Consider the following 23,882-nt stretch of genomic DNA (forward strand, 5'->3'; position numbering starts at 1 on the left):
CACACCTATCCAATAAGCGCGTTCAGAGTGGCGCTGGGACGCATAACCGCCTCTGTCTTTGCGGGGTCGGAATGATAGTACCCACCCAAATCCGCCACCGCACCTTGCGCTGCTTCTAATTCTTGCAAGATCACGCTTTCATTTTCAGCTAGCGCCGCAGCGATCGGTGCGAAATGCGCCGCCAGATCTTTGTCATCGCCTTGCTGCGCGAGTGCTTCAGCCCAGTACCGCGCGAACCAGTAGTGGCTATCACGATTGTCAGGCTGGCCAACCTTACGCGACGGCGAACGGTTATGATCCAGAATACCTTGTGTTGCAACTTCAGCCGCTGCGCCAAGCACCGCCGCTTTCGCATTGCCACGCGTGTCAGCGAGGAAATTCAAGCTCTCACCAAGTGCACAGAACTCACCCATCGAGTCCCAGCGCAGGTGGTTCTCTTCCATCAACTGTTGGACGTGCTTGGGTGCCGAGCCGCCTGCACCAGTTTCGAACAGGCCGCCGCCGTTCATTAGCTTCACGATCGAGAGCATCTTCGCAGAGGTGCCAAGCTCGAGGATCGGGAACAGGTCGGTGAGGTAATCACGCAGAACGTTACCTGTAATCGCGATGCTATCTTGACCCGACGTGATCGTCTCAAGCGACTGCCGCGTCGCCTCACGCGGTGCAAGGATCTGGAACTTGTCAGACACCCCAGCAGAGGCGAGAGCTGGCTCGACATATTTGATCAGCTCCGCGTCATGTGCGCGGTTGCTATCGAGCCAGAAGATTGCCTCCGAACCGGTCAGACGCTGACGGTCGAGCGCCAGCTGGATCCAGTTCTCAATGGGCGCCTTTTTTACAGTGCATGCGCGCCAGATATCGCCGGCTTCCACCTCGTGTGCATGGAGTGTCTCACCATTCGCCAGAACGACACGGATTGTCCCATCGGCGGGAGCTACGAAAGTCGTTGGGTGGCTTCCATACTCCTCGGCCTTTTGAGCCATCAGACCCACATTTGCCACAGCGCCTGCGGTTGCAGGGTTCAGCGCGCCATTCTCTTTGAAGAACTTGATAGCTTGGTCATAGACAGGCGCATAGCAATTGTCGGGGATCACGCAATTTGTATCGCCTTTGTTACCGGCCCCGTCCCAGCCTTTGCCACCAGCGCGGATAACCGCCGGCATCGAAGCGTCGATAATGACATCTGAGGGCACATGCAGGTTGGTAATACCTTTGTCCGAGTCAACCATATACATTTCGGGGCGCTCAGCGCGAACAGCTTCAATCGCCGCAAGGATTTCAGCGTTGCCTTTAACGCGCTCGAGCAGATCGCCCATGCCCGCACTCGCGCTCACACCCAGTTCCGCCAATTGATCTCCAAATTTCTCGAAAACAGGCGCCAGCCACGCTTTGACGGCGTAGCCAAAGATAATCGGGTCAGACACTTTCATCATCGTCGCTTTCATATGAAGCGAGAACATCGTGCCGTCCGATTTGGTGTCTTCGATGGCATCTGCCAGAAATGCGCTCAGCGCCTTGACGGACATGAACGTTGCATCGGCAACAGTCCCGGCTTCGAGTTCCCATCCGTCTTTGAGCACGGTTGCTGCGCCATCTGCATCGACAAACTCGATTTTCGCCTTACCTGCCTGAGCTGCAGATATCGTCGCCGACTTCTCATTGGCGTAAAAGTCGTTGCCGGGCATCGAGCTGACTTTAGTTTTACTATCTGCGCTCCATTCGCCCATCGAATGCGGGTTTGCCTGCGCAAACTTCTTCACAGCGCGCGCCGATCTCCGGTCCGAGTTGCCCTCACGGAGAACAGGGTTAACCGCCGAGCCCTTGATAGCGTCATACCGAACCCCAATAGACTTTTCGTCGTCGCCCGATGGCTCATATGGATAATTCGGCAAAGCATATCCCTGCCCCTGCAACTCCTTGATTGCCGCCACCAACTGGGGCTCGGAGGCCGAAATGTTGGGCAGCTTGATGACGTTCGCTTGGGGTTCCTTCACCAATTCGCCCAACTCGGCCAGATCATCGTTCTGCCGCTGCTCTTCGGAAAGAAATTCCGGGAATGCCGCGATGATCCGACCCGCGAGAGAAATATCTTTGGTTCCGACCGAAACACCAGCCGCGGAAGCAAATGAGCGAATGATGGGCAAAAACGACGCGCTCGCAAGTTCGGGCGCCTCATCAACCTTGGTATAGATGATGTCGGGAGTGTTGGGATTCGTCATTATTGCCACCTATTGGAACGAATGTTTCGAACATGCGGCGTACTGCGGGTCATTACACCAACCCAAGCCGCTCTTGGCCTGCCAGATACCCAACGGGTCAGTTCAAGTCAATGCATACCACGGTATACAAAATATATTTTCCAGCAACTTTGAACGAATTATCGCCCGCGCCCATCACACAACTCTGCCAATTGGCGTACAGTTTGGCTCGCTGTTCGCTCAAAAGCGCAAGGAAAAATACCATGTATCAGCGCTGCTAGTCCTGCGAGAATGAGGCGAAAAGAGAATTTCAGCGCAAAACGGAGATGCGCGAAGTAGCTCTCATCAACAGAGCGAGGGTGATCAAGAAAAACACGAGAGAACATATCAAACTCCATATTATGCTTCTCGCAATATTTACACTTTAGTCAGGGTGAATTACTCCCAAATATCATGTACTATACGAACATGTTGAGAAATTATCCCAATACTTAAGGTATCCATGAAAATTGATTCTATAGACCGAAGACTATTAGGCGAGCTTCAGCGTGACTCGGCACAGTCTCTGGAAGAACTCGGCGAAAAAGTCGGCCTTTCCAGAAATGCCAGCTGGCGACGCATCAGAGCCTTAGAGGAACAAGGTGTCATCAAGAAGCGCGTCGCCTTGCTCGACCCCGAAACGATGGGTCTTCCGCTCACTGTATTTCTTATGGTTAAAACCCGCGAACATAACGCCGATTGGCTCGAGAAATTCTCGCGCGCAACCCGCGCGATGCCAGAGATCTTGGGTGTTTACCGGATGTCTGGTGAGCTAGACTACCTCATACGCGCCCGCGTCGCTGATATGCCGGCTTACGACCGGCTGTATAAGCGACTGATCGACAAAGTTGAGCTTTCAGATGTGTCGGCTAGCTTCGTGATGGAAGAAATCAAAGAAACGACCGCGCTCCCGCTCTAACCATTCCCATATGCGAGTAATCAGATGAGCCTAACCTACGTCTACCTCCTCATCGCCGTCGCGGCTGAGACCGTCGGCACCTCCGCGCTACAAGCCAGTCAGCAATTCACCCGCTTGGGGCCATCGCTGTTCGTTCTCTTCGCATATGCTGGCGCGTTCTACTTCCTCTCATTGACCCTGCGCGAGATGCCGGTTGGTGTAGTCTATGCGTTGTGGTCGGGGCTTGGCATCATTTTCATTGCCCTGATCGGCTACTTCGTCTTCAAGCAAACCCTTGATCTGCCAGCCGTACTGGGCATGGGTTTGATCATTGCGGGGATTGCGATAATCCACCTGTTTTCCAAGGCCACGCCCCACTAACCACAGAACATATCTGCATTGCAGCATTAGCACTGGCTTTTGTGGTGAATGCGCTGTATTGCGCGCCCAACTCCACAAAAGGCAGACCTATGGACATTCGCAATATCGCGATCATCGCACACGTTGACCACGGCAAGACGACACTTGTCGACGAACTTCTCAAGCAATCCGGCGCTTTCCGCGAGAACCAAGCGGTTTCAGAGCGCGCGATGGATTCCAACGATATTGAGCGCGAGCGCGGGATCACAATCCTTGCCAAAGCAACCAGCGTCGAATGGAATGGCACGCGCATCAACATCGTCGACACTCCCGGTCACGCTGACTTTGGTGGAGAGGTCGAGCGCATCTTGTCGATGGTCGATGGCGTTGTTCTACTTGTCGATGCGGCAGAGGGCCCGATGCCGCAGACGAAGTTCGTTACCTCAAAAGCACTGGCACTTGGCCTGCGCCCGATCGTCGTCCTCAACAAGGTCGACAAGCCGGACGCCGAACCTGATCGTGCGCTTGACGAGTGTTTTGACCTCTTTGCCAACCTCGGCGCAGACGACAACCAGCTGGACTTCCCGCACCTCTACGCTTCCGGCCGCTCTGGATGGGCTGACGCGGAACTCGATGGCCCACGCAAAGACCTTAAGGCCCTGTTTGAACTCGTGGTCAAACATGTGCCTGCGCCAAAGCAGGTCGCCCATCGTAGCGAGCCCTTCCGGATGTTGGCAACGACCCTCTCGGCTGATCCGTTCCTCGGGCGCATCCTGACGGGTCGCGTCGAAAGCGGCACCCTGCGCGCCGGTGAGACGCTGAAAGCGCTCTCCCGCACGGGTGACAAGATTGAACAGTTTCGCGTCACCAAGATCATGGCGTTCCGTGGTCTATCGCAACAGGCGATTGATGCTGCGGAAGCAGGCGACATTGTCACGCTTGCCGGTATGAGCAAAGCCACCGTCGCAGATACGCTATGCGACCCCTCTCTCGATTCCCCGCTGCCCGCGCAGCCGATCGACCCGCCAACGATCTCGGTTACTTTTGGGATTAATGACAGCCCGCTGGCCGGACGGGATGGCAAGAAGGTACAATCCCGCGTCATCAGGGATCGCCTGATGAAAGAGGCCGAATCCAACGTCGCCATCAAAATCGAAGACACCCCCGGCGGCGAAGCGTTCATCGTTTCAGGGCGCGGCGAATTGCAGATGGGTGTCCTAATCGAAAATATGCGCCGCGAAGGTTTCGAACTTTCGATTTCGCGCCCGCAGGTAATCTTCCGGGAAGAAAATGGCGTTCGCATGGAGCCCGTCGAAGAAGTGACCATCGATGTTGACGACGAGTACACAGGCGTCGTGGTCGAAAAGCTCACAGGCGCGCGCAAGGGTGATCTGGTTGAAATGAAGCCTGCTGGCGCAGGTAAGACCCGCATCGTCGCCAACATACCTTCGCGCGGTTTGATCGGCTATCACGGCGAGTTTCTGACAGATACACGCGGCTCGGGTGTACTCAACCGCATCTTCCACGGCTGGACCCCGCATCGTGGCCCGATCCAAGGGCGGCGTCAGGGCGTGTTGATTTCGATGGAGAATGGCGACGCTGTCGCCTATGCGCTCTGGAACCTCGAAGAGCGCGGCAAGATGTTTATCTCTCCGCAGGAAAAGGTCTACGAGGGGATGATTATCGGCGAGCATAGCCGCGACAATGATCTTGAGGTCAACCCCCTGAAGGGCAAGAAGCTCACCAACGTGCGGGCTTCCGGCACTGACGAAGCGGTCCGCCTCACTCCCCCGACGACCCTCTCGCTCGAACAAGCGATTGCCTACATTGATGACGACGAACTCGTAGAGGTGACGCCGCAATCAATTCGCCTGCGTAAGCGGTTCTTGGACCCCCACGAGCGCAAGCGCCAAGCAAGGGCGGCAAGCTAAAAAAAGGGCCTCGATCAACGAGGCCCTTTTTTACTTCAGGGGGGTCTCGACTAGCGCGTAAGTTCTTCCACGATCACAAGATCACGAACGGAGGCCCCTTTGGCAAAGCCAAGCGCTTCTTGATAGGCCGCCGAATTGTAGCACGCGCGCGCGGTATCGAGTGAGGGGAACCTCACCACCACGTTGCGCGGGCGCGGTTCCCCTTCGAGTTGCTCAAACGCGCCGCCGCGGGCAAGGAAAATTCCACCATGATCCGCAATTGCGACGGTCGCGCGCTTTGCGTATTCGGCATAAGCGGCGTCATCGGTAACGGTCACATGGGCAATCCACAACGCGCTCATTTTGCACCTCCAATCACTGATTCAGCGGCGGCAAAGGCAGCGTCCGCGTTCTCAGCCGATGCGCCTCCCCCTTGCGCCATGTCAGGTCGTCCACCGCCACCTTTTCCGCCAAGCTCAGCAACAGCCGCCCGTAAAACATCAACAGCCGACACCTTGCTGGTCAGGTCTGCGGTTACACCGGCTGCGACGGCAGCCTTTCCGCCGGCATCAGCCACCAAAAGCACGACACCGCTGCCCAATTCGGCCTTCATTTCATCAATCAAAGCAGGCAGGTCTTTTCCTGTTACCCCTTTGATCACTTGCGCCTTGAATGCGATGCCCCCTACGTCGCGCGCGGGATCGGAACTTGCATCGCCACCGGACATCGCGAGCTCACGGCGCAACTGAGCGACCTCATTGGCCAGCGCCTTCCGTTCCTCCAATAGCGCTTTCACCTTATCGACCGCCTCACCAACCGGGGCTTTCAACGCGGCCGCAATTTCTGATAGCGCGCGCTCTTGATCTGCAAGATAGGCCAATGCTTTCTCGCCCGTCAGCGCTTCGACGCGCCGAACACCTGCAGAAGAGGCACTATCTCCTAACACCACGAAAGCCCCAATATCGCCGGTTTGGCGCACATGGGTTCCACCACAAAGCTCGATGGAGTAAGTCTTCCCGTTCTGCCCTTTGCCGGTCGGTGCCTCGCCCATCGAAACAACACGAACTTCGTCACCGTATTTCTCACCAAACAGCGCCTGCGCGCCAATTGCCCGCGCGTCGTCAGGTGTCATGATCCTTGTTTCGACCAACGAATTCTGCCGGATCATTCGGTTCACCTCGGCCTCAACCCGATCAATCTGCTCAGCTGACAGCGCATTGCCATGGCTAAAGTCGAACCTGAGGCGATCCGGGGCATTCAGCGAGCCACGTTGAGCGACATGCTCACCAAGGGCATTGCGGAGCGCCTCGTGAAGCAGGTGCGTCGCGGAGTGGTTGGCGCGGATCGCACTCCGGCGTTCATGCTCAACTGTCAATTCAGCACCCTTCCCTACTTCGATTGACCCTTCGACCACGTCTGCAAAGTGTATAAAGACGCCCGCAACTTTTTTGGTATCGGTAATCTTCGCCTTACCCGTTTCAGTCGCCAGCACTCCTTTGTCGCCAACCTGACCGCCGCTTTCTGCATAGAAAGGCGTCTGATTAACAACAATCTGAACCTTTACACCAGCTTCCGCCTTCTGGGTCTTGTCTCCCTCGGAAACGATGGCTTGAACCCGCCCTTCCGCGACTTCCGTATCGTATCCTAGGAACTCAGTGACACCCTCAGCCTCGGCAAGGTCGTACCATATCGTTGCATCGGCAGCCTCGCCTGATCCGGCCCATGCAGCGCGCGCTTTGGCCTTTTGCTCGGCCATAGCCGCGTCAAACCCATCGGTATCGACAGCGCGCCCTTTTTCACGCAGCGCATCTTGCGTGAGGTCGAGCGGGAAACCGTAGGTATCATACAGCTTGAATGCTGCAGTACCCGAAAGGTTGGCGCCCTCAGGTAGATCAGCCAACTCTTCATCGAGCAACTTCAGCCCGCGATCCAGCGTTTGCTTGAAGCGTGTCTCCTCGGCGCGCAGCGTTTCTTCGATCAACGCGCGGGCATGATGCAATTCAGGGTACGCATCCCCCATCTGACGCACCAACTCACCCACAAGCCTGTGCATCAACGGATCTTTAGCGCCCAAAAGGTGCGCATGGCGCATCGCTCGCCGCATAATGCGCCGCAGCACATAACCGCGCCCGTCGTTAGAGGGCATCACACCGTCGGCGATCAAGAAGGACGTCGAACGGAGGTGATCAGCAATCACGCGATGGTGCACATTTCCCGCGCCATCGGGGTCAACGTTGGTCGCGTGCGCAGACGCCTCAATGAGTGCGCGCATCAAGTCGGTGTCATAATTGTCGTGCTTGCCTTGTAGAAGCGCCCCAATACGCTCAAGCCCCATGCCCGTATCGATCGACTGCATATCCAGAGGCACCATAGAGCCATCTTCGAACTGCTCGTTCTGCATGAAGACAACGTTCCAGATCTCGATGAAACGGTCCCCGTCCTCCTCAGCCGATCCAGGAGGGCCTCCCCAAATGTGGTCGCCATGGTCGTAAAAGATCTCGGTGCACGGCCCGCACGGCCCAGTCGGCCCCATTTGCCAAAAATTATCGCTGGTCGCGATCCGGATGATCCGATCCTCCGGTACGCCAACCTTCTTCCAGATTTCGAACGCTTCATCATCTGTATGGTAGATTGTGGTCAGCAGCCGTGACGGATCGATGCCGAATTCTTTGGTGATGAGTTCCCAAGCAAACGGAATGGCTTCGGTTTTGAAATAATCCCCAAAGCTGAAGTTTCCCAACATTTCAAAGAATGTATGGTGCCGCGCGGTATAGCCCACGTTATCTAGGTCATTGTGCTTGCCACCGGCCCGAACGCATTTTTGGCTCGTGGTCGCGCGCACATAATCGCGCCTCTCAACACCTGTGAACAGGTTCTTGAACTGGACCATTCCCGAGTTCGTGAACATGAGAGTCGGATCATTGCGCGGCACAAGCGGGGAACTATCGACGATCGTATGACCGTTGCGTTCAAAATAGTTCAAGAAAGTAGAACGGATATCGTTGAGGCTGGTCATCAGGGGATAGCTTCCGCATGTGTTGGAATGTTCTGCCCCGTTTAACTTTTGAGACAGCCACTGTCCACAACCTCTCGCGCAAACGAAAGTATGCTCACGTTGAGATGAGCCTGAAAGTAAAAAGGCCTTCGCAAACATCAGCGAAGGCCTACTGTCAGAACGTTTATGATGGACTAGCCATCAAGAACTTCGTCATTGAAATCTTCCGACGAGTCAAAGTCCAAGCCATGTGCAGCGCGGATCTTGTCTTCGATATCGAGTGCCATATCTGGATGATCCCGCAAGAACTGTTTAGCGTTTTCACGCCCCTGCCCGATGCGTTCGTCCCCATAAGAGAACCAAGCGCCAGACTTTTCGACAACACCCGCTTTGACACCGAGATCGAGCAATTCACCTGTCTTGGAAATCCCCTCGCCATACATGATGTCAAATTCCACCTGCTTAAAGGGGGCGGCAACCTTGTTCTTGACCACCTTTACCCTTGTGGCGTTCCCAACGACTTCGTCACGGTCCTTGATCGCGCCAATTCTACGGATGTCCAGACGGACCGAAGAATAGAACTTAAGGGCGTTTCCGCCTGTTGTTGTCTCGGGGCTGCCAAACATCACACCAATTTTCATCCGGATCTGGTTGATAAAGATCACCATGCAATTGGAACGGGCAATTGAGCCGGTCAATTTGCGCATCGCTTGACTCATTAAGCGGGCATGAACACCAACGCTCGAGTCACCCATGTCGCCTTCAAGTTCGGACTTAGGGGTCAGCGCCGCGACCGAATCGACGATGACCATGTTTACCGCACCCGACCGCACCAACGTGTCGGTGATCTCCAAAGCCTGCTCGCCGGTGTCAGGCTGGGAAATGAGCAGCTCGTCAAGGTTTACGCCAAGCTTTTTGGCATACTGGGGGTCCAACGCGTGCTCTGCGTCAACAAATGCACAGACACCGCCCTTTTTCTGCTCCTCCGCCACACAATGAAGCGTCAGCGTTGTCTTGCCGGACGATTCCGGTCCGTAAATCTCAATGATCCGCCCCTTCGGCAAACCACCGATCCCGAGCGCAATGTCGAGCCCCAGAGAACCTGTAGATGTGGCCTCGATATCGCGCATCACATTGTCGCCGCCAAGGCGCATGATCGACCCTTTGCCGAATTGGCGCTCGATCTGGGAAAGCGCGGAATCAAGGGCCTTTTGTTTTTCTGCCGATTTCTTGTCAGTCATGTCCAAAATATCCGCCATTGCCATTATTTCGCTCCTTATTTCACACCCGCACTCGGGCGGCAATTACTGCTTATGTTCGCCTCTTGTTCCGCTCTGTATGCGGACAAAAGTAGAACATTTCAAGTCAAATTTATTCGAAGGAAGCTTTCAACACACATGGTTAACGGCTAGTTTATACCTGATGGAAAACTGAAATAACGTGAAGGAACAGGGTCAAGGTGCTTGTTTTTTGGAAAGAAAATCTTGTTTTCCTTGCCGTTCCGAAAACCGGAACGACCGCTATAGAGGGGGCGCTCTCACCGCATGCGGCGATCATTTTCAGGGATCCCCCGATTCTCAAACATGTTCCACTCTACCGATACCGGCGTTTCGTCGAGCCGCTGCTGGATAAAGCAGGAGATGCATCACGCTTGGAAACGCTTGCCGTTATTCGGCACCCCTTGGATTGGCTCTCGAGCTGGTACAGATATCGCCACCGTGAAGAACTGATCGGCCAACCGAACAGCACGAGAAATCTTTCGTTCGACGAGTTTGTCTTGGAGTTTTGCAAGAGAACGCCAGCGTCTTTTGCCGCAGTCGGCAGTCAGGCCAAGTTTCTAACTGACACAGAAGATGGCCCTGGAGTCACCCATCTCTTCCAGTACGAAAACCAGCGCGGCCTTATCGCTTTTCTTGAAAATCGACTGCAACGGAAGATTGATCTCCCTCTCAAAAACGTATCCCCCAAAATCGACCTCTCAATCCTGCCGAGTACAGTTTCTAAGCTCGAAAAAAGTCGGGATGAGGAGTTCGAGATGTGGGAGAATGCCGCGCATGAGGCGCCATTCGGATAACTTGAACGGGCTTCGGCAAGTTGGCGAAGCGGTACGAAAGCACACAGTACACCGGCGCACACGCAACCCCAAATTGCATAACCTCATTCCAAGCTCCACTCCTCATATTGGTTCGGCAAGGTAGGCCAGTCGGGGTCTATCCCCTCCATCAAAGCCTGCCTCACTCAAAATCAGTATAGACGCCCTTCAAAATCAGCCCTGACGGTCAAATTTTACGCCTAACGTATATATTTTTCACCCAAAGAGACGCTGTTATTACTTATGAAATTTTGGTTTATACTTGAGACAAACGCGTGATCGAAAGGCGGAGAAATGAAAATTCGTATATTGAGGCGTCTCGCACAGGGTTTCATCTTCACCGCCTGCACCATCTTTGCTTCATCAACGATCGCGGATGAGGATCGCGTTTACTCTCTCGGCGTCGTTCCCCAGTTTGAACCGCTGAAACTGGCGAGCATATGGACGCCGATATCAGATGCAATTTTTGAACAATCCGGCGTTCGATTGGAGCTTTCGGGATCATCAACGATCCCTGAGTTTGAAGAAAGGTTCCTCGCTGGTGACTTCGACTTCGCTTATATGAACCCGTACCACTCGATCATGGCGCGCGACGCTCAAGGGTACGTGCCCATTCTGCGCGATGGATCACGAAGTCTCTTCGGTATTCTCGTTGTGCGCAATGATGACTCGGCACTTACGGTGTCTGATTTGGAAGGCTCACGGATCGCCTTTCCGGCGCCCAATGCCCTGGGTGCATCGCTGATGATGCGCGCCAATCTTGATCGCATTCATAAGCTCGATTTCGAGCCAGTCTATGCCGAGACTCATACCTCCGCCTACCTCAACGTTCTTCTTGGAGAAGCACGGGCAGCGGGCGGTGTCATGTCGACCTTCCGTAATGCCGAGCCTGCGATTCAGGATAATCTCCATGTTATCTACGAGACAGCACGCGTGGCCCCGCATCCGCTAACGGCGCACCCGCGGGTCGCGCACGAGATCGTCGATTTGGTACGCGAAGCAATGTTGGCAATAGCGCAAAATGATGAGGGCAAGGCCCTGTTATCGCAAATTCCCATGCATGAACCGGTTTCATCGAACGAGGCTGAATATCAAGCCCTTCGTGAAATGGAACTTGAGCAGTATTTGGTTCTATCGGCGCAATAGTGAATGACCGAGCCCAAGCATAACCCTGCCGGCGGCCAGCAAATGGCGTCAGCTCCGCGCTGGTCGATCCGGTGGCGGATCACTTTGGGCGTCGTGATCTTTGCGGCGATCGGCTTCGGAATGCTCTACTCTATTGGCTATCCGAGGGTGACCGGTGTTCTCATCGATACCCGCGGGCGCGAGGTTCAGCGCCAGCTCGAAATCGTCGGCAATGCGGTCCTGCCATTTATCCTGCAAAGCCAACTTGGGGCGACGCATGAAACGCTTGATCAAGTGCTTAGCCAGAACAGTGACTGGAAATCGATAGAACTAAAAAGACCTGACGGCCGGAGACTCTATCCGATCACGCCACCGCCTGTCGGCTTTGAAGGTGAAATCATATCAGCAGCGCATGCCATTTCGTTTGAAGGCGAAACCGTCGCGATTTTGACTGCAGATATTGATCTCGGCGAGACTCTCGCAACGCTTCGAGGTCAGGTAAACAGCATCCTGTGGACGGTTATTGCCTCTGTTACAATCGCTTGCGGATTATTGGCCTACACCTTGGATGTCTTCGTTGGGCGCCGACTTACGAAACTCTCCATTGCCTCGCGGCGCTTGGCGAATGGTGACTTTGACGCTGAACTCCCCAAGGATTTGGGCGATGAAATCGGCGCACTGTCATCAAGCTTTGGCTATATGCGCAGCGTGGTGCGGGACAAGGAAGTTTCTCTCAGAAGGGCTCGGAACACTGCTGAGCGCGCCGCCCAAATCAAAAGCCAGTTTCTGGCAACGATGAGCCACGAGATTCGCACACCGATTAACGGCATCATTCCGGTAGCCGACCTCCTCCTGGAAAAGGAACAGTTAACAGCCGGTCAAAGACAAAAGCTGGAGACGATACGATCCTCTGGCAGCGCTCTCCTTGCCGTTATTGATGATATCTTGGACGTTTCAAAACTTGAGTCAGGCCGCCTCGAACTGCGACAGGAACAGTTCGACCTCCGCGCATTAGTCGATAGCGTGCTCGACATGCTTCGGGTGAAAGCGAATTTGGGGGGCATCGAGTTGCGTGGGCGCGTTTCGTCAAATGTGCCATCCGCCCTGATCGGTGACGAGAACCGTATCCGGCAAATTCTCATCAATCTTGTCGGGAACGCGATAAAGTTCACCAGCGATGGATATGTTTCGGTTGAAATCCGTGTGCGGCCGGATGTGAAGCGCGGATTGGGTATTGTCCCTCTTTCGTTCAAAGTCACCGACACAGGCGTTGGTATCGACAAAAAGCACCACGCCGAGGTTTTCGAACGGTTCTCTCAAGTGGAAAACAGCCTCTCGCGCCGTCATTCCGGAACGGGGCTTGGCCTTTCAATTACAAAGGCCTTGATTGACGCAATGGAAGGCGAAATTGGGATCGACAGCGCGCTGGGTGAAGGCAGCACTTTTTGGTTCAACATCGATCTCCCCAAAGCAAAGGTGTCAAATTTCCCGAAGCTGAAAATCAAGACGGCAAATGAAATGAGGGCGCAGGTGACGCCGCTGAAGATCCTGATCGCCGAGGACAATCACATCAATCAGGAAGTGTTGCGGTCAATGCTCGAAAACACACCACATTCCGTAAGCATTGTTGATGATGGCAAGAAAGCCGTCGAAGCCGTTGAAAATAATGATTTCGACATCCTGCTCGCGGATTTGCAAATGCCAGTGATGGGCGGTCTTGAAGCAGCCCGACTTGTCCGCGAACTTCCAGAACCCAAAAGAAATCTCAGGATAGTCGGCGTCTCGGCATCAGCGTTCGAGCAGGACAGACGCGATTGCTTCGACGCCGGAATGGATGATTTCCTCGCCAAACCGATTTCTCGGAAAGCACTATTTGAGATGCTGGAACGCCAATCCAGCCAGCCTCGGCTATCTGAAGGTGAAGAGGTTCGCTGAGTCGTTTTAACAATTATTTCGCATGGGGGCTGAAAAGCTTCAGCTGATCCCTATCTCTCCACTAACAGGAGGAAAACATGTCACAAGATCGCGCAGTGCTAGCAGGTGGATGTTTTTGGGGAATGCAGGATTTGATCCGGCGCATTCCTGGTGTTTTGAACACGCGCGTTGGGTACAGCGGCGGCGACGTGCCCAACGCGACATACCGCAACCATGGAACCCATGCGGAAGCGATAGAGATCGTGTTCGACGATACGATTGTCACCTATCGCAAATTGCTCGAATTCTTCTTCCAAATCCACGACCCGTCCACGCCAAATCGGCAAGGAAACGATCTGGGGCCTTCCTATCGCTCAGCTATTTTTTATTGCTCCGAGGCACAACGGGACATCGCCATCAAGACCATCGACGATGTTAATGCATCCGGTCTTTGGCCGGGGCCGGTTGTAACGGAATTAGCACCTGTTGGCGATTTTTGGGAGGCCGAGGTAGAGCACCAAGATTATCTTGTGAAACATCCAAACGGTTACACATGCCATTTCCCAAGGCCCGACTGGGTGCTTCCGTCCGGTGCCGATTAACCCCGAAAACCTGTCGCAACGACAAATTTCTCCGAACTATCCGAACGCGAAGACGGTGGCTTTACGTTGGCGACTTTCTCAAACCGTTGTTTGAGCAGCTTTTGCAGATCACCTTCAGCACCACCTGCCAACACCTTTGCGACGAAAGTTCCTCCCGGAGACAGAACGTCGAAAGCAAAATAGGCGGCGGTCTCGCAAAGCGCGATAATCCTCAGGTGGTCGGTCTGTTTATGGCCGCTTGAGGCCGCCGCCATATCCGACATCACGACATCCGCTTCACCGCCAAGCCATTCCTTCACCTGCGCATCGGCATCGTCAGCCATAAAATCCAACTGATGTATTTCTGCGCCGGCGATCGGCTCGACTTCCTGAAGGTCAACGCCCAAGACCCGACCAATCGCTTTTCCCGATTTCTCTCCGAGCGCATTCGCACGCGCAACAGCAACCTGACACCAGCCCCCGGGCGCACAGCCGAGATCAACAATCCGCGCACCCGGAACCAAAAACCAGAACTTGTCATCCAACTCAAGGATCTTGAAAGCCGCGCGACCGCGATAGCCCTCGGCCTTCGCGCGTTTGACATACGGGTCATTGAGTTGCCGCTGAAGCCAGCGTGTGGAGGAGTTCTTTCGCCCGCGCGCGGTCTTAACTTTGACCTTAAGGTCGCGCTGTCCGCGTCCACTGGTGTTTTTTCCTGGTGTATTTGCCATTGCCAATTTCCGGTTGTCCCACCCCGCATAGTGGGCTGAGCGCCAACACTCAAGTATCGCATCGCAGGATCAGTAAGGCGTGTCTTCCAGAACACCATCCTCGCTCATTTGCGCGTAGAGCAGCCCTTCCCGCAAACCACGATCCGCAACTGAAAGCCTGTCAGTCGGCCAAATACGCATCAGGGCCTGCAATATCGCGGCACCTGACATGATCAGCGAGTGACGGTCGCGCCCGATCCGCGGGTCTGCGCGGCGCCCTGCTGGGCCGAGCTGAAGGTAGGACTGGATAACCGCATCAATCTGATCACTCGTCATGCGCAATCCATCAACTTTATTGCGGTCATAGCGCTTAAGGCCAAGATGGCTGGCAGCGACCGTGGTAACAGTGCCGCTTGTTCCGATGATTTGGAAACCGTCCCGCACCTGTTCGGCTGAGTAAGGGCTGAATTTCACGAGATTTTCTTCGAAGAACCAACTCATCAGCGCAAACCGCGCCGCATCATCCTGTACGTCTTCGAATTGATCGCGCAATGTGGCGACACCGAGCGGCACGGAAATCCAGTCGACCACCTTCGCGGCAGCGAATGGGCCAGGATCCTGAACAAAACCCCTGTGAAGGCGCATAATTGCCCCAGGGCGCTCTCTCGCAGGAACGTTATTCAGGTCGATCCAGACAAGCTCGGTGGACCCACCGCCAATATCCACAACGAGAAGCTGCGATGTCTTGGTCGAAACAAGTGGCGCACATGAAATCACCGCCATCTGCGCTTCCTGCTCGGGCGATATAAGTTCAAGCGACAAACCGGTTTCACGGCGCACTTGGTTCAGGAAATAGGCGCCGTTCTTGGCCCGTCGGCACGCCTCCGTCGCAACAAGGCGCATCCGCTTCACGCGATGCCGCGCGAGCTTTTGGCGGCAAACCCGCAGCGCACTAATCGTTCGCCCCATCGACGCACGCGACAGTTTGCCGGAGGTTTCAAGACCATGCCCCAACTGTACGGACTTTGAAAAGCTGTCAACAACATGGAATTGACTGCCCTTGGGCTGGGCAATCAGCATGCGACAACTATTTGTCCCCAGATCCAGTGCCGCATAAAGCGTGTCAGGATCCGCGGTGTGAGGCGCTGGGCGCTCGACCGGTTTCGGGAACGCGCCACCGCCTCGGCGACGCTTGGGCGCCATGACTCACGCCCTCCATTTCGAGTTAAGTCTAGGTTAGGCTTCTGCTGGCTCCCACGCAAGGCTCTGTTCTTGCACTGCCGCCAAAAGTTGAGCATGCCTCAGAATGGATATGAAATATTCGGATGCAACGCGCGTAGCCAGCGTTTCGCTCTCCTGATATGTGAGCACGGTCGTTACACGCGCCCACCATGTCGAAAACCGACCCCGTGTCGGATTCGGAGCGGTTTAGAAGGCTGAGAGATAACCAACGAGGAATCAGCAATGCCCGACGTGACCATCGTTTACTGGCGCGACATTCCGGCCCAGGTGATTGTGGGTAAAGGTCGCCGCGGGGCCAAGGTCCAATTGCCAGAGCGTTTCGAGCAGGCGATTGATCGTGCCGCCATGAAAGTTGGCGCTGATGGCACGGATGACTATCTCGCTGAATGGCGGAAAGCCGCCCCATTTACTATCGAAGGTGACCCTCATGAAATCGCCGCCAACGAAGCGGCGAAGATTGATGCCGAATATGATCAAGAGCGCATCAAAGCCCTCATCGCGAATGAAGGTTGGAATTGAGCTCATCAGACGAAACCCCGCTCCCTGCCCGCCTAAAGGAGGCCGTCGTGTCCTTGCTGTCATTTAGAAAAAAGAAAGAAGCCCAAACCACCGCGCCCACCTTGAACGCGGATGTTGAGGCGTTCCTCAAAGGCTACTCGATTGAAGTTATGCCGCGGACGGCCGAAAAGGTTGAGAACTTCCGCGATCTCTTGCCTACCGGTACGCGCGTTTACATCGCGCATATCGAGGGCACGCCGATCGAAGACATGGTCGCCACCGCAAAACGCCTCGCCAACGAAGGCTATCCTGTGATGCCGCATTTCCCAGCGCGGATCATCAAGGATCAAGCGACCCTTGCGGACTGGATCGCCCGTTATCAAGGCGAAGCTGGCGTTGAGCAAGCTTTGTTGCTTGCCGGCGGTGTGTCTAACCCGCATGGCGATTATCATTGCTCGATGCAACTTTTGGAGACGGGCGAGTTCGACAAAGCAGGATTCAAGCGCCTTCACGTCGCCGGTCACCCTGAAGGCAATAAAGACATCGATCCAGACGGCTCTGACAAGAACGTCATTGATGCGCTACGCTGGAAGCAAAGGTTCTCCGAAACCACTGACGCAGAGATGGCACTCGCCACGCAATTCTGCTTCGACGCAGGGCCGGTCATTGCTTGGGCGGATCGCTTGAAATCCGAAGGCATCGACCTCCCGATCCATATCGGCGTCGCAGGCCCGGCCAAGCTTCAGACCCTCATCAAATTCGCCATCGCCTGCGGTGTCGGTCCGTCACTCAAGGTTTTGCAGAAGCGCGCTATGGACGTCTCCAAACTGCTCCTGCCTTACGAGCCGGACGAGTTCATCGGTCAACTTGCGGCGCATGCGGCGAAAACGCCAGACTTCAACATCCAGAAGGTCCATTTCTTCCCGCTGGGTGGAATTAAAACGAACGCAAACTGGGCCATCGAAAACGGCGGTTCCTCCACGGTTCCGGCCTCCCAAAACTAAGGAAATCTCATGACCCGTACGATCGTCGAGTCCAAATCGAAAACGGCCATTATTGGCTTTGACCAACCGTTCTGCGTCATTGGCGAGCGGATCAACCCGACCGGCCGAAAGAAACTGGCAGCCGAGCTCGAAGCTGGCGATTTCTCAACCGTGGAAAAGGACGCGCTGGCACAGGTCGCTGCTGGTGCAACCATCCTCGATATCAACGCCGGTGTTGTCTATAACTCCAACCCCAACCCGAACGAGACTGAGCCACCGCTCATGACGAAAATCGTCGAGCTGGTGCAGGGTCTGGTCGACATTCCGCTCTGCATTGACAGCTCGGTCCCTGCGGCTCTCGAAGCAGGGCTGAAGGCTGCAAGCGGTCGCCCGCTTCTTAACTCCGTCACCGGAGAGGAAGAGCGTCTGGAGTTCGTCCTGCCGCTCGTCAAAAAATACAACGTTCCGGTTGTTGCAATCTCTAACGACGACACTGGCATCTCAGAAGATCCCGATGTCCGCTTCGAAGTTGCCAAAAAAATCGTTCAGCGTGCTGCCGATTTCGGCATTCCAGCTCACGACATCGTCGTCGATCCGTTGGTCATGCCGATCGGCGCAATGGCAACGGCTGGTCAGCAGGTGTTCGCATTGGTGCGCCGCTTGCGCGAGGAACTGGGCGTCAATACGACTTGCGGCGCTTCCAACATTTCCTTCGGCCTGCCGAACCGCCACGGCATCAACAATGCGTTCCTTCCGATGGCGATGGGCGCGGGCATGACCTCCGCAATCATGAACCCCGTCGCACTTCCAGCCGCCGCATCGAAGATCGCCGAAAAACGTGCGGAAGTTGAGGCCGCCGGCATCATCCTTCCCGCAGATATGGACGATGAGGCGTTCTGTCAGATGTTCGGGCTCGGCTCGACCCAGTTCCGCGCAGGCAAGGAAATGGAAGCAATCCGCGCCGCGAACCTACTGACGAACAACGACCCCCATGGCGGCGACTGGATCCGTTTTAACAAGCCACCATCCGCACAGGGCACAGACAGCGGCCGCTCGAGCGGGCGCAGAGGCGGACGCCGTCGCTCTGCCTAAGCGAACAAACACAACCAAATTTTCGGGCAGGCCTTGGCCTGCCCGTTTTGTTTCGAAGGGTCATATATTCAGAATGGTGCCTTCTGACTAGCAATCATTTTGGATTGCACTTGAACCAGCGCCAAAAAGTAGTCTATGACGCCAGCCAAATTGTTATCGCTAACAAGCGCAAATCGCGTGCGGAGAAGTCATATGACCAACGCTTCGAAAAGCTTCAGCCTTGTCGCTGATATTGGCGGGACCAATACCCGAGTTGCCCTTGCCGAGGGCCGCAATGTGCGCCCAGAAACGATCCGCCGTTATTCAAATGCCGACTTCCCGGGGCTCGAGACGGTTCTCCGCCGTTACATCGCTGACGAGAACGACGTCAAACCGCTTGCTGCTTGTGTTGCTGTAGCAGGACCGGTTCGCGAAGGTCGTGCCGATATGACCAACCTCGACTGGACAATAGACAAAGACACGCTCGCCCGGGCAACCGGCGCGGCGACAACCGCCATTCTGAACGATTTGCAGGCTCAGGGCCACGCGCTCGGCCACATCGCGGACAGCAACATTATGCCGGTATTGAAAGGCAACCCAGGTAATCAGCATGCGGCAAAACTGGTTATTGGTGTGGGCACTGGCTTTAACGCCGCGCCCGTTTTTGAAACGGAAAGCGGACGCGTCGTGCCGCCGTCAGAATCCGGCCATGCCAATCTGCCGATCCGCAATGCGGAAGAATTACGCCTTTGCGAATTTGTGTCCACTGCCCATGGTTTCCCGGCTGTCGAAGACGTGTTGTCCGGTCGCGGCCTTGAGCGGACCTACGCATGGCTTTGCAGCGAACGCGGCACCCCAACCGAACTCTCCGCGAAAGAGATCATGGATCGGGTTTCGGAAGGCCATGACGACATTGCAGCCGAAGCACTGCGCATTTTCATTCGCATTCTTGGTACGGTCGCTGGCAATCTGTCATTGATCCAACTGCCGTTTGGAGGTGTCTACCTTGTCGGTGGTGTAGCCCGCGCTGTTTCGCCTTTTCTGGCAGATTTCGGTTTTGCAGATGCATTCCGCGATAAGGGTCGCTTCGCAGGGTTCATGGGGAACTTCGCCGTCTCGGTGGTCAATGATGATTATGCCGCCCTCACCGGTTCAGCGGCGCACCTGACCGAATTGCTCGCGCATCAAAAACCCGCCTGAAACCGGGATTTTCTAAATCTGGCGGACCCGAAACTGGGCGGCCACCGTGTCAGCGAGTTTCTCAAGTGAGAACGGCTTCGGTAGAAAGACAGCGCCGGGGATGTCACATTGATCCGCAGTAACAGGATCATGCGCATAGCCAGAGACAAATATCACACGGGTATCCGGGCGTTCGGCCAGTGCCTTTCGCACCCAAGTAGGTCCGTTGCTCCCCGGCATGACTACGTCAGATATAAACACATCGACTTGAAGCTGTTCATCCTCAAGCAGTTTCAGCGCATTGTCCCCATTGTCAGCTTCGACGACAGTGTACCCACGGCCTTCAAGTACGCGAGAGGCAAAATTCCGTACTGGTGCTTCATCTTCGACAAGTAAGATGGTCCCTGTACCCTCCACCGGCTCGGAATATTCTCTGAATATGTTGTCCTCGGCCTTTTCTGGTGCATCACTTTCAAGCTCCGCATCGGCATTGAGGGCAAATTTATCAAGAGCCTCGATTGTTGGGTCAGGATGGTGAACGGGGAAATATAACGAGAATATCGCACCAATCCCCGCATCGCTTTCGGCAAAAATGTAGCCGCCCGATTGTTTAACGATCCCATAGACCGTCGAGAGGCCAAGCCCCGTTCCCTGCCCCGCGCCCTTTGTCGTATAGAAGGGCCCAAATATCTTGGAAAGTTTGTCCTTCGGGATGCCTGTTCCCTCGTCGATCACCTGCACCAGTAGGTAATCTCCGGCGGGAACCGTTGCACGCTGCCGTATCATCGGCTCAACCAAGGTACACGCGCTGCTGCTGACCAAAATTTCCCCGCCCGCGGGCATTGCATCACGCGCATTGACGACGAGGTTCATGATCACCTGCTCCAACTGCCGGCGATCAACGCGGATTTGCACCTTTGCACCGTGATGTTCAGCCTTCAGCCGAATTTTCTCACCCACCAACCTGCTTAAAAGATGCATGAGATCAGGAAGCACTTCTTCAAAACGGATCACCTCCAATCGGAGGTTTTGCTTCCGCGAAAATGCCAAAAGCTGGGACACCAGTGCCGCAGCGCGATTGGCATTGATATGGATTTGCATCAAATCCCCATAGTCATCGTGATCGCTCGAATGCCGCAACAGCAAGAGATCACAATGCCCTGAAATCGCAGTCAGCAAGTTGTTGAAATCATGCGCAACCCCACCAGCAAGCTGACCAACTGCCTGCATTTTCTGGCTTTGAACGAACTGAGCCTCTAGAGCCTTGAAATCGGTCCTGTCGGCAAGAACAGCTAAAACCTCGCTATTATTTTCATCGCCGGTGCGCACCAGCCGCACCTCAAGAAACATGTCCTCCGCCTCACCGACGCCTCTGAGGAACTCACTCTCCGTCGCCCCAAGATTTCTGCAGGAAAGTTCATGGACCCAATCCTTGACGGGGCGGCCCAAGCCTTCGACGTGATCGCTCAATCGCCTTTTTGACTTGAAGTCATTCTTCAGCAGTAATCGCGCTTCACGATTTGCGGCGAGTACATCCCCCCCTGCGCTCAATTTCAGGAGAGGAACAGGCAACTCTTCAACCTCAGACCAAGGCGCATGGGCAATCTCCGCCTCAAAGTCGGACGAAAAACAAAAAACCTCAACCCGCCCACCGCGCAACTGGCGATGAAGGACCATGCAGTCTTTCCACCGCGCCTGATTCAACTTGGCGATCCCCCCAGAAACCGGCAGGTCGTCCTCAAAAATGCTGTGCAAGGTCGTGGGTCGCCGCCCGAACAGCTCTTTTGCCGCGTTGTTGAGATATGTGACGGTGCCGCTCGGACCAGCAATCAGATGCGCGATTGCATCACGGTGCTCTAACTCGTCTGGCGCGCGTTTGGGCAAGTCGAGGCGCCATAGATAACAATCGGTACGAAGTTCGAGTACCGAAACACGCGAAGTGCCATTCTTGGTATAAATGATTTCGCTCGCACGACCGACGGCATGAGCGACCGCTTGAAGTCGAAAGAGCATTTCCGCCGGTTCCGCCGCTGCGAATTTCAACTTATGCGTTAGTATCATCATCGCGTTGTCAGTGTCGCCAGTCACGTCTTCGGCGACCGCACTCGCGACAATGAGTTTGCCAACGCCGTCCGCAATCAGCGCGAAACCGGTTTCTTCAGCCACTAAAGTGCGCGCAGTTGCAATAAGGAACCTTTCGGCCATCCACCTCGAAACGCCATACAAGAGCAATGAGACGGCAACCAGAACAGCCAGCCCAACGGAAATCAAACTATTGATATTGAGAGATATCCAATCCTGATGGAGAGCGAAAATCACGGCAATCGCAATCAGACCGACGCTCGCACCGAGGCGGATCGTTGTCCGAATTGAAGGTGCAGCTAGTGAACCACGCAGCACGATAACCCCGCAAATTACCGCGCAAGCAAAAACGATTAAGATTAATCAAAAGTAAAAAAGTGCGCGATACAGCCAAATACAACTTTAAAGTGTATTTTGCTTTTGCAGGATTGCAAGATAAAAGCCGTCGCCTTCCTCACTGACCGGCCAGCTATGGTCATCCACCAAAGAAAACTCACCTGAGTCGTCAACAAACGCTTTGACCTGCGCGAAATTTTCAGCCCGCAGGATCGAACACGTTGCATAAGCAAGAAAGCCGCCAGCCCTTACAAGTGGCGCGGCTTTGCGCAGCACCTCTGCTTGCTGAGCCTGCAATGCCACCATCCGAGCTTCACTGAAACGCCACTTCATATCCGGCGTTCGTCGCCACGTTCCGCTACCTGAACAAGGCGCATCACAGAACACCAAATCATACAGTTGCTCTGGTGGCTGCTGATGACATGTGATCTCGGCCCCTGCCCGTGTCGCTCTCGAGGGAATATCCTTCATCCTCCCGAACGAAATGTCGTATGCATCGACCTGAGATTTCGTCCTCGCGGCAATCGCGAGCGCCTTTCCCCCGCCGCCGGCGCAATAATCGAGCACATTATCACCTTGCTCTAACGGCAATAGCGCCACAGCAGCCTGCGAGGAAGCATCTTGAACTTCAACATAGCCTTCCTGATAAGCCGTTGACGATGCAAGCAGTCGCGCGCCCTCAGTAATTTTGATCGCCGTTCGCACATGCGGGTGAGGCACACCAATGACCCCTTCAGCGCCGAGCCTCTCAATGGCATTCTCAGGCGTTGCCTTCAAAAGGTTCGCCCGCACGAACACCTGCGCGCGTTCCTCAAGGGCAACGCCGATTTCCTGCGCTGCCTCCTCGCCATTCTCATCAGCGATTTGCGTGACAACCCAATCAGGCAGATTGATCACCTTCTCCGCCAAGTCTTGCGAGATAGCTTTCCTTTCCGCCTCGGAAAGCTCCGCAAGCGCAAAGCGCTCCCCCGAAAAAATCTCTTCGACAGGCTCACCTTGCAGCACTGCCCGCCCCAACATCACCGCACGACCGGTCAGTGCGCCACCGCGCGCAGCATAACTGTTTCTCTTACGAAGAGCATCAAACACGATATCCCTGATTGCCGCGCGATCTTTGGAACCGGCAAAACGGGAACGTCGCGCCCACCCCGTCAGCACTTTTTCCGCAGGCTCGCCTGAAAAAATGTAATCGAGGATTTCCGCGGCAGCGGCGATACGAGCAGCAGGTTTCATGGCAGCCCCAATCTCTAAAACTTCGTTCGACCTGCCACACCCGATAGACCAAGACAACTGCCGAGGTTAGGTTGAAACATGAACAAGAATTCGCCAATCACCTCACTCCGCAACCTCGGCCCCGCCATGGCGAGCGCATTCGAACGCGCAGGCATTCATACTGCGGAAGAAATAATCGCGCTCGGCGCCGATGCCGCCTATGCGGCGCTCATTGAAAGCGGAACGCGGCCGCATTTCATCGGGTACTACGCGCTTGTGATGGGTCTTCAGGGGCGCGCTTGGAACGATCTCGCCCCTGCCGAAAAGAAAACCTTACGCCTCAGGTTCGATCAAATCGTCAGTGCGCGCAAACCCGCTGCGGACAATAAACTCGAAGAAATGCTCAACCGGATCGGTGTCATCGACCTGCAAAAATGAATACGACCCGCAACAATTA

Annotated in this window: 21 protein-coding genes; 12 read left to right on the top strand and 9 right to left on the bottom strand. The window is 55.1% G+C overall.

Annotation, left to right across the window (positions count from 1 at the left end):
• Nucleotides 1-5: 5 nt before the first annotated feature.
• Both AB1E42_RS09035 and AB1E42_RS09040 read right to left on the bottom strand, forming a co-directional pair.
• Entirely contained in the window at nucleotides 6-2,219 is a 2,214-nt protein-coding gene (locus AB1E42_RS09035; RefSeq protein WP_368343918.1) for an NADP-dependent isocitrate dehydrogenase, read from the bottom strand.
• Between the two features lie 158 nt (nucleotides 2,220-2,377).
• Nucleotides 2,378-2,596, bottom strand: a complete 219-nt coding sequence (locus AB1E42_RS09040) for a DUF6356 family protein (RefSeq protein ID WP_368343919.1) — start codon at nucleotides 2,594-2,596, stop codon at nucleotides 2,378-2,380.
• A gap of 104 nt (nucleotides 2,597-2,700) precedes the next feature.
• On the opposite strand from AB1E42_RS09040, the gene AB1E42_RS09045 reads away from it, so the two are divergent.
• The 3 genes from AB1E42_RS09045 to typA all read left to right on the top strand — a co-directional run bounded on the left by AB1E42_RS09045 (nucleotide 2,701) and on the right by typA (nucleotide 5,426).
• Nucleotides 2,701-3,156: an Lrp/AsnC family transcriptional regulator gene (locus AB1E42_RS09045; RefSeq protein ID WP_368343920.1), complete on the top strand. Its 456-nt coding sequence runs from the start codon at nucleotides 2,701-2,703 to the stop codon at nucleotides 3,154-3,156.
• A 24-nt stretch (nucleotides 3,157-3,180) separates the two neighbouring features.
• Entirely contained in the window at nucleotides 3,181-3,516 is a 336-nt protein-coding gene (locus AB1E42_RS09050) for a multidrug efflux SMR transporter (RefSeq protein WP_368343921.1), read from the top strand.
• 89 nt (nucleotides 3,517-3,605) lie between these two features.
• Nucleotides 3,606-5,426, top strand: coding sequence for a translational GTPase TypA (gene typA / locus AB1E42_RS09055; RefSeq protein ID WP_368343922.1), 1,821 nt, complete (start codon nucleotides 3,606-3,608; stop codon nucleotides 5,424-5,426).
• 50 nt (nucleotides 5,427-5,476) lie between these two features.
• On the opposite strand, the gene AB1E42_RS09060 is transcribed toward typA, so the two are convergent.
• The 3 genes from AB1E42_RS09060 to recA form a co-directional block, all read right to left on the bottom strand.
• Nucleotides 5,477-5,767: a DUF1330 domain-containing protein gene (locus tag AB1E42_RS09060; RefSeq protein ID WP_368343923.1), complete on the bottom strand. Its 291-nt coding sequence runs from the start codon at nucleotides 5,765-5,767 to the stop codon at nucleotides 5,477-5,479.
• Entirely contained in the window at nucleotides 5,764-8,421 is a 2,658-nt protein-coding gene (gene alaS, locus AB1E42_RS09065) for an alanine--tRNA ligase (protein WP_368343924.1), read from the bottom strand. The genes AB1E42_RS09060 and alaS overlap by 4 nt, the downstream gene beginning before the upstream one ends.
• Before the next feature lie 173 nt (nucleotides 8,422-8,594).
• Nucleotides 8,595-9,665, bottom strand: coding sequence for a recombinase RecA (recA, locus tag AB1E42_RS09070; RefSeq protein WP_368343925.1), 1,071 nt, complete (start codon nucleotides 9,663-9,665; stop codon nucleotides 8,595-8,597).
• A 194-nt stretch (nucleotides 9,666-9,859) separates the two neighbouring features.
• Here recA and AB1E42_RS09075 point away from each other — a divergent pair, with 194 nt between their 5' ends.
• The 4 genes from AB1E42_RS09075 (at nucleotide 9,860) to msrA (ending at nucleotide 14,133) form a co-directional block, all read left to right on the top strand.
• On the top strand, nucleotides 9,860-10,474 hold the full coding sequence (locus AB1E42_RS09075; RefSeq protein WP_368343926.1) for a gamma-glutamyl kinase: 615 nt from the start codon (nucleotides 9,860-9,862) through the stop codon (nucleotides 10,472-10,474).
• A 312-nt stretch (nucleotides 10,475-10,786) separates the two neighbouring features.
• Complete coding sequence (locus AB1E42_RS09080) at nucleotides 10,787-11,638, top strand: phosphate/phosphite/phosphonate ABC transporter substrate-binding protein (protein ID WP_368343927.1); 852 nt, start codon at nucleotides 10,787-10,789, stop codon at nucleotides 11,636-11,638.
• Between the two features lie 3 nt (nucleotides 11,639-11,641).
• Nucleotides 11,642-13,552 carry an ATP-binding protein gene (locus AB1E42_RS09085; RefSeq protein ID WP_368343928.1) on the top strand — a complete coding sequence of 637 codons (1,911 nt, stop codon included), beginning with the start codon at nucleotides 11,642-11,644 and terminating at the stop codon, nucleotides 13,550-13,552.
• A 77-nt stretch (nucleotides 13,553-13,629) separates the two neighbouring features.
• Nucleotides 13,630-14,133, top strand: coding sequence for a peptide-methionine (S)-S-oxide reductase MsrA (msrA, locus tag AB1E42_RS09090; protein ID WP_368343929.1), 504 nt, complete (start codon nucleotides 13,630-13,632; stop codon nucleotides 14,131-14,133).
• Here msrA and AB1E42_RS09095 read toward each other — a convergent pair.
• Together AB1E42_RS09095 and AB1E42_RS09100 are read right to left on the bottom strand one after the other, a co-directional pair.
• Nucleotides 14,130-14,843, bottom strand: coding sequence for an RlmE family RNA methyltransferase (locus tag AB1E42_RS09095; RefSeq protein WP_368343930.1), 714 nt, complete (start codon nucleotides 14,841-14,843; stop codon nucleotides 14,130-14,132). The genes msrA and AB1E42_RS09095 overlap by 4 nt on opposite strands.
• A 69-nt stretch (nucleotides 14,844-14,912) precedes the next feature.
• Nucleotides 14,913-16,025, bottom strand: coding sequence for a Ppx/GppA phosphatase family protein (locus AB1E42_RS09100; RefSeq protein ID WP_368343931.1), 1,113 nt, complete (start codon nucleotides 16,023-16,025; stop codon nucleotides 14,913-14,915).
• A gap of 261 nt (nucleotides 16,026-16,286) precedes the next feature.
• Here AB1E42_RS09100 and AB1E42_RS09105 point away from each other — a divergent pair, with 261 nt between their 5' ends.
• From AB1E42_RS09105 to AB1E42_RS09120, 4 genes are all read left to right on the top strand, one after another.
• Nucleotides 16,287-16,583, top strand: a complete 297-nt coding sequence (locus AB1E42_RS09105; RefSeq protein WP_368343932.1) for a virulence factor — start codon at nucleotides 16,287-16,289, stop codon at nucleotides 16,581-16,583.
• A gap of 47 nt (nucleotides 16,584-16,630) precedes the next feature.
• Complete coding sequence (locus AB1E42_RS09110; protein WP_368343933.1) at nucleotides 16,631-17,566, top strand: methylenetetrahydrofolate reductase; 936 nt, start codon at nucleotides 16,631-16,633, stop codon at nucleotides 17,564-17,566.
• A gap of 9 nt (nucleotides 17,567-17,575) precedes the next feature.
• Nucleotides 17,576-18,637 (top strand): methyltetrahydrofolate cobalamin methyltransferase, encoded by a 1,062-nt coding sequence (locus AB1E42_RS09115; RefSeq protein ID WP_368343934.1) that lies wholly within the window; start codon nucleotides 17,576-17,578, stop codon nucleotides 18,635-18,637.
• Between the two features lie 192 nt (nucleotides 18,638-18,829).
• Nucleotides 18,830-19,816, top strand: coding sequence for a glucokinase (locus AB1E42_RS09120; RefSeq protein WP_368343935.1), 987 nt, complete (start codon nucleotides 18,830-18,832; stop codon nucleotides 19,814-19,816).
• A 12-nt stretch (nucleotides 19,817-19,828) separates the two neighbouring features.
• Here the strand turns inward: AB1E42_RS09120 and AB1E42_RS09125 are convergent, their stop codons facing one another.
• Together AB1E42_RS09125 and AB1E42_RS09130 are read right to left on the bottom strand one after the other, a co-directional pair.
• A complete protein-coding gene (locus tag AB1E42_RS09125) occupies nucleotides 19,829-22,195 on the bottom strand; it encodes an ATP-binding protein (RefSeq protein WP_368343936.1) in 2,367 nt (788 codons plus the stop codon).
• Between the two features lie 84 nt (nucleotides 22,196-22,279).
• Nucleotides 22,280-23,446: an RsmB/NOP family class I SAM-dependent RNA methyltransferase gene (locus AB1E42_RS09130; protein ID WP_368343937.1), complete on the bottom strand. Its 1,167-nt coding sequence runs from the start codon at nucleotides 23,444-23,446 to the stop codon at nucleotides 22,280-22,282.
• A gap of 78 nt (nucleotides 23,447-23,524) precedes the next feature.
• On the opposite strand from AB1E42_RS09130, the gene AB1E42_RS09135 reads away from it, so the two are divergent.
• Nucleotides 23,525-23,863 carry a TfoX/Sxy family DNA transformation protein gene (locus tag AB1E42_RS09135; RefSeq protein WP_368343938.1) on the top strand — a complete coding sequence of 113 codons (339 nt, stop codon included), beginning with the start codon at nucleotides 23,525-23,527 and terminating at the stop codon, nucleotides 23,861-23,863.
• Nucleotides 23,864-23,882: the final 19 nt, after the last annotated feature.

It is taken from the genome of Pelagovum sp. HNIBRBA483 (assembly GCF_040931995.1).
Lineage (GTDB): Bacteria > Pseudomonadota > Alphaproteobacteria > Rhodobacterales > Rhodobacteraceae > JAEPMR01.

Excerpts from the sequence above, each read along its gene's own strand:
- alaS (WP_368343924.1), bottom strand. The coding sequence starts at position 8,421 with ATGACCAGCCTCAACGATATCCGTTCTACTTTCTTGAACTATTTTGAA.
- AB1E42_RS09060 (WP_368343923.1), bottom strand. The coding sequence starts at position 5,767 with ATGAGCGCGTTGTGGATTGCCCATGTGACCGTTACCGATGACGCCGCT.
- AB1E42_RS09115 (WP_368343934.1), top strand. The coding sequence starts at position 17,576 with ATGACCCGTACGATCGTCGAGTCCAAATCGAAAACGGCCATTATTGGC.
- typA (WP_368343922.1), top strand. The coding sequence starts at position 3,606 with ATGGACATTCGCAATATCGCGATCATCGCACACGTTGACCACGGCAAG.
- AB1E42_RS09100 (WP_368343931.1), bottom strand. The coding sequence starts at position 16,025 with ATGGCGCCCAAGCGTCGCCGAGGCGGTGGCGCGTTCCCGAAACCGGTC.
- AB1E42_RS09085 (WP_368343928.1), top strand. The coding sequence starts at position 11,642 with ATGACCGAGCCCAAGCATAACCCTGCCGGCGGCCAGCAAATGGCGTCA.
- msrA (WP_368343929.1), top strand. The coding sequence starts at position 13,630 with ATGTCACAAGATCGCGCAGTGCTAGCAGGTGGATGTTTTTGGGGAATG.
- AB1E42_RS09050 (WP_368343921.1), top strand. The coding sequence starts at position 3,181 with ATGAGCCTAACCTACGTCTACCTCCTCATCGCCGTCGCGGCTGAGACC.
- recA (WP_368343925.1), bottom strand. The coding sequence starts at position 9,665 with ATGGCAATGGCGGATATTTTGGACATGACTGACAAGAAATCGGCAGAA.
- AB1E42_RS09105 (WP_368343932.1), top strand. The coding sequence starts at position 16,287 with ATGCCCGACGTGACCATCGTTTACTGGCGCGACATTCCGGCCCAGGTG.
- AB1E42_RS09130 (WP_368343937.1), bottom strand. The coding sequence starts at position 23,446 with ATGAAACCTGCTGCTCGTATCGCCGCTGCCGCGGAAATCCTCGATTAC.
- AB1E42_RS09045 (WP_368343920.1), top strand. The coding sequence starts at position 2,701 with ATGAAAATTGATTCTATAGACCGAAGACTATTAGGCGAGCTTCAGCGT.
- AB1E42_RS09040 (WP_368343919.1), bottom strand. The coding sequence starts at position 2,596 with ATGGAGTTTGATATGTTCTCTCGTGTTTTTCTTGATCACCCTCGCTCT.
- AB1E42_RS09120 (WP_368343935.1), top strand. The coding sequence starts at position 18,830 with ATGACCAACGCTTCGAAAAGCTTCAGCCTTGTCGCTGATATTGGCGGG.
- AB1E42_RS09135 (WP_368343938.1), top strand. The coding sequence starts at position 23,525 with ATGAACAAGAATTCGCCAATCACCTCACTCCGCAACCTCGGCCCCGCC.
- AB1E42_RS09080 (WP_368343927.1), top strand. The coding sequence starts at position 10,787 with ATGAAAATTCGTATATTGAGGCGTCTCGCACAGGGTTTCATCTTCACC.
- AB1E42_RS09035 (WP_368343918.1), bottom strand. The coding sequence starts at position 2,219 with ATGACGAATCCCAACACTCCCGACATCATCTATACCAAGGTTGATGAG.
- AB1E42_RS09095 (WP_368343930.1), bottom strand. The coding sequence starts at position 14,843 with ATGGCAAATACACCAGGAAAAAACACCAGTGGACGCGGACAGCGCGAC.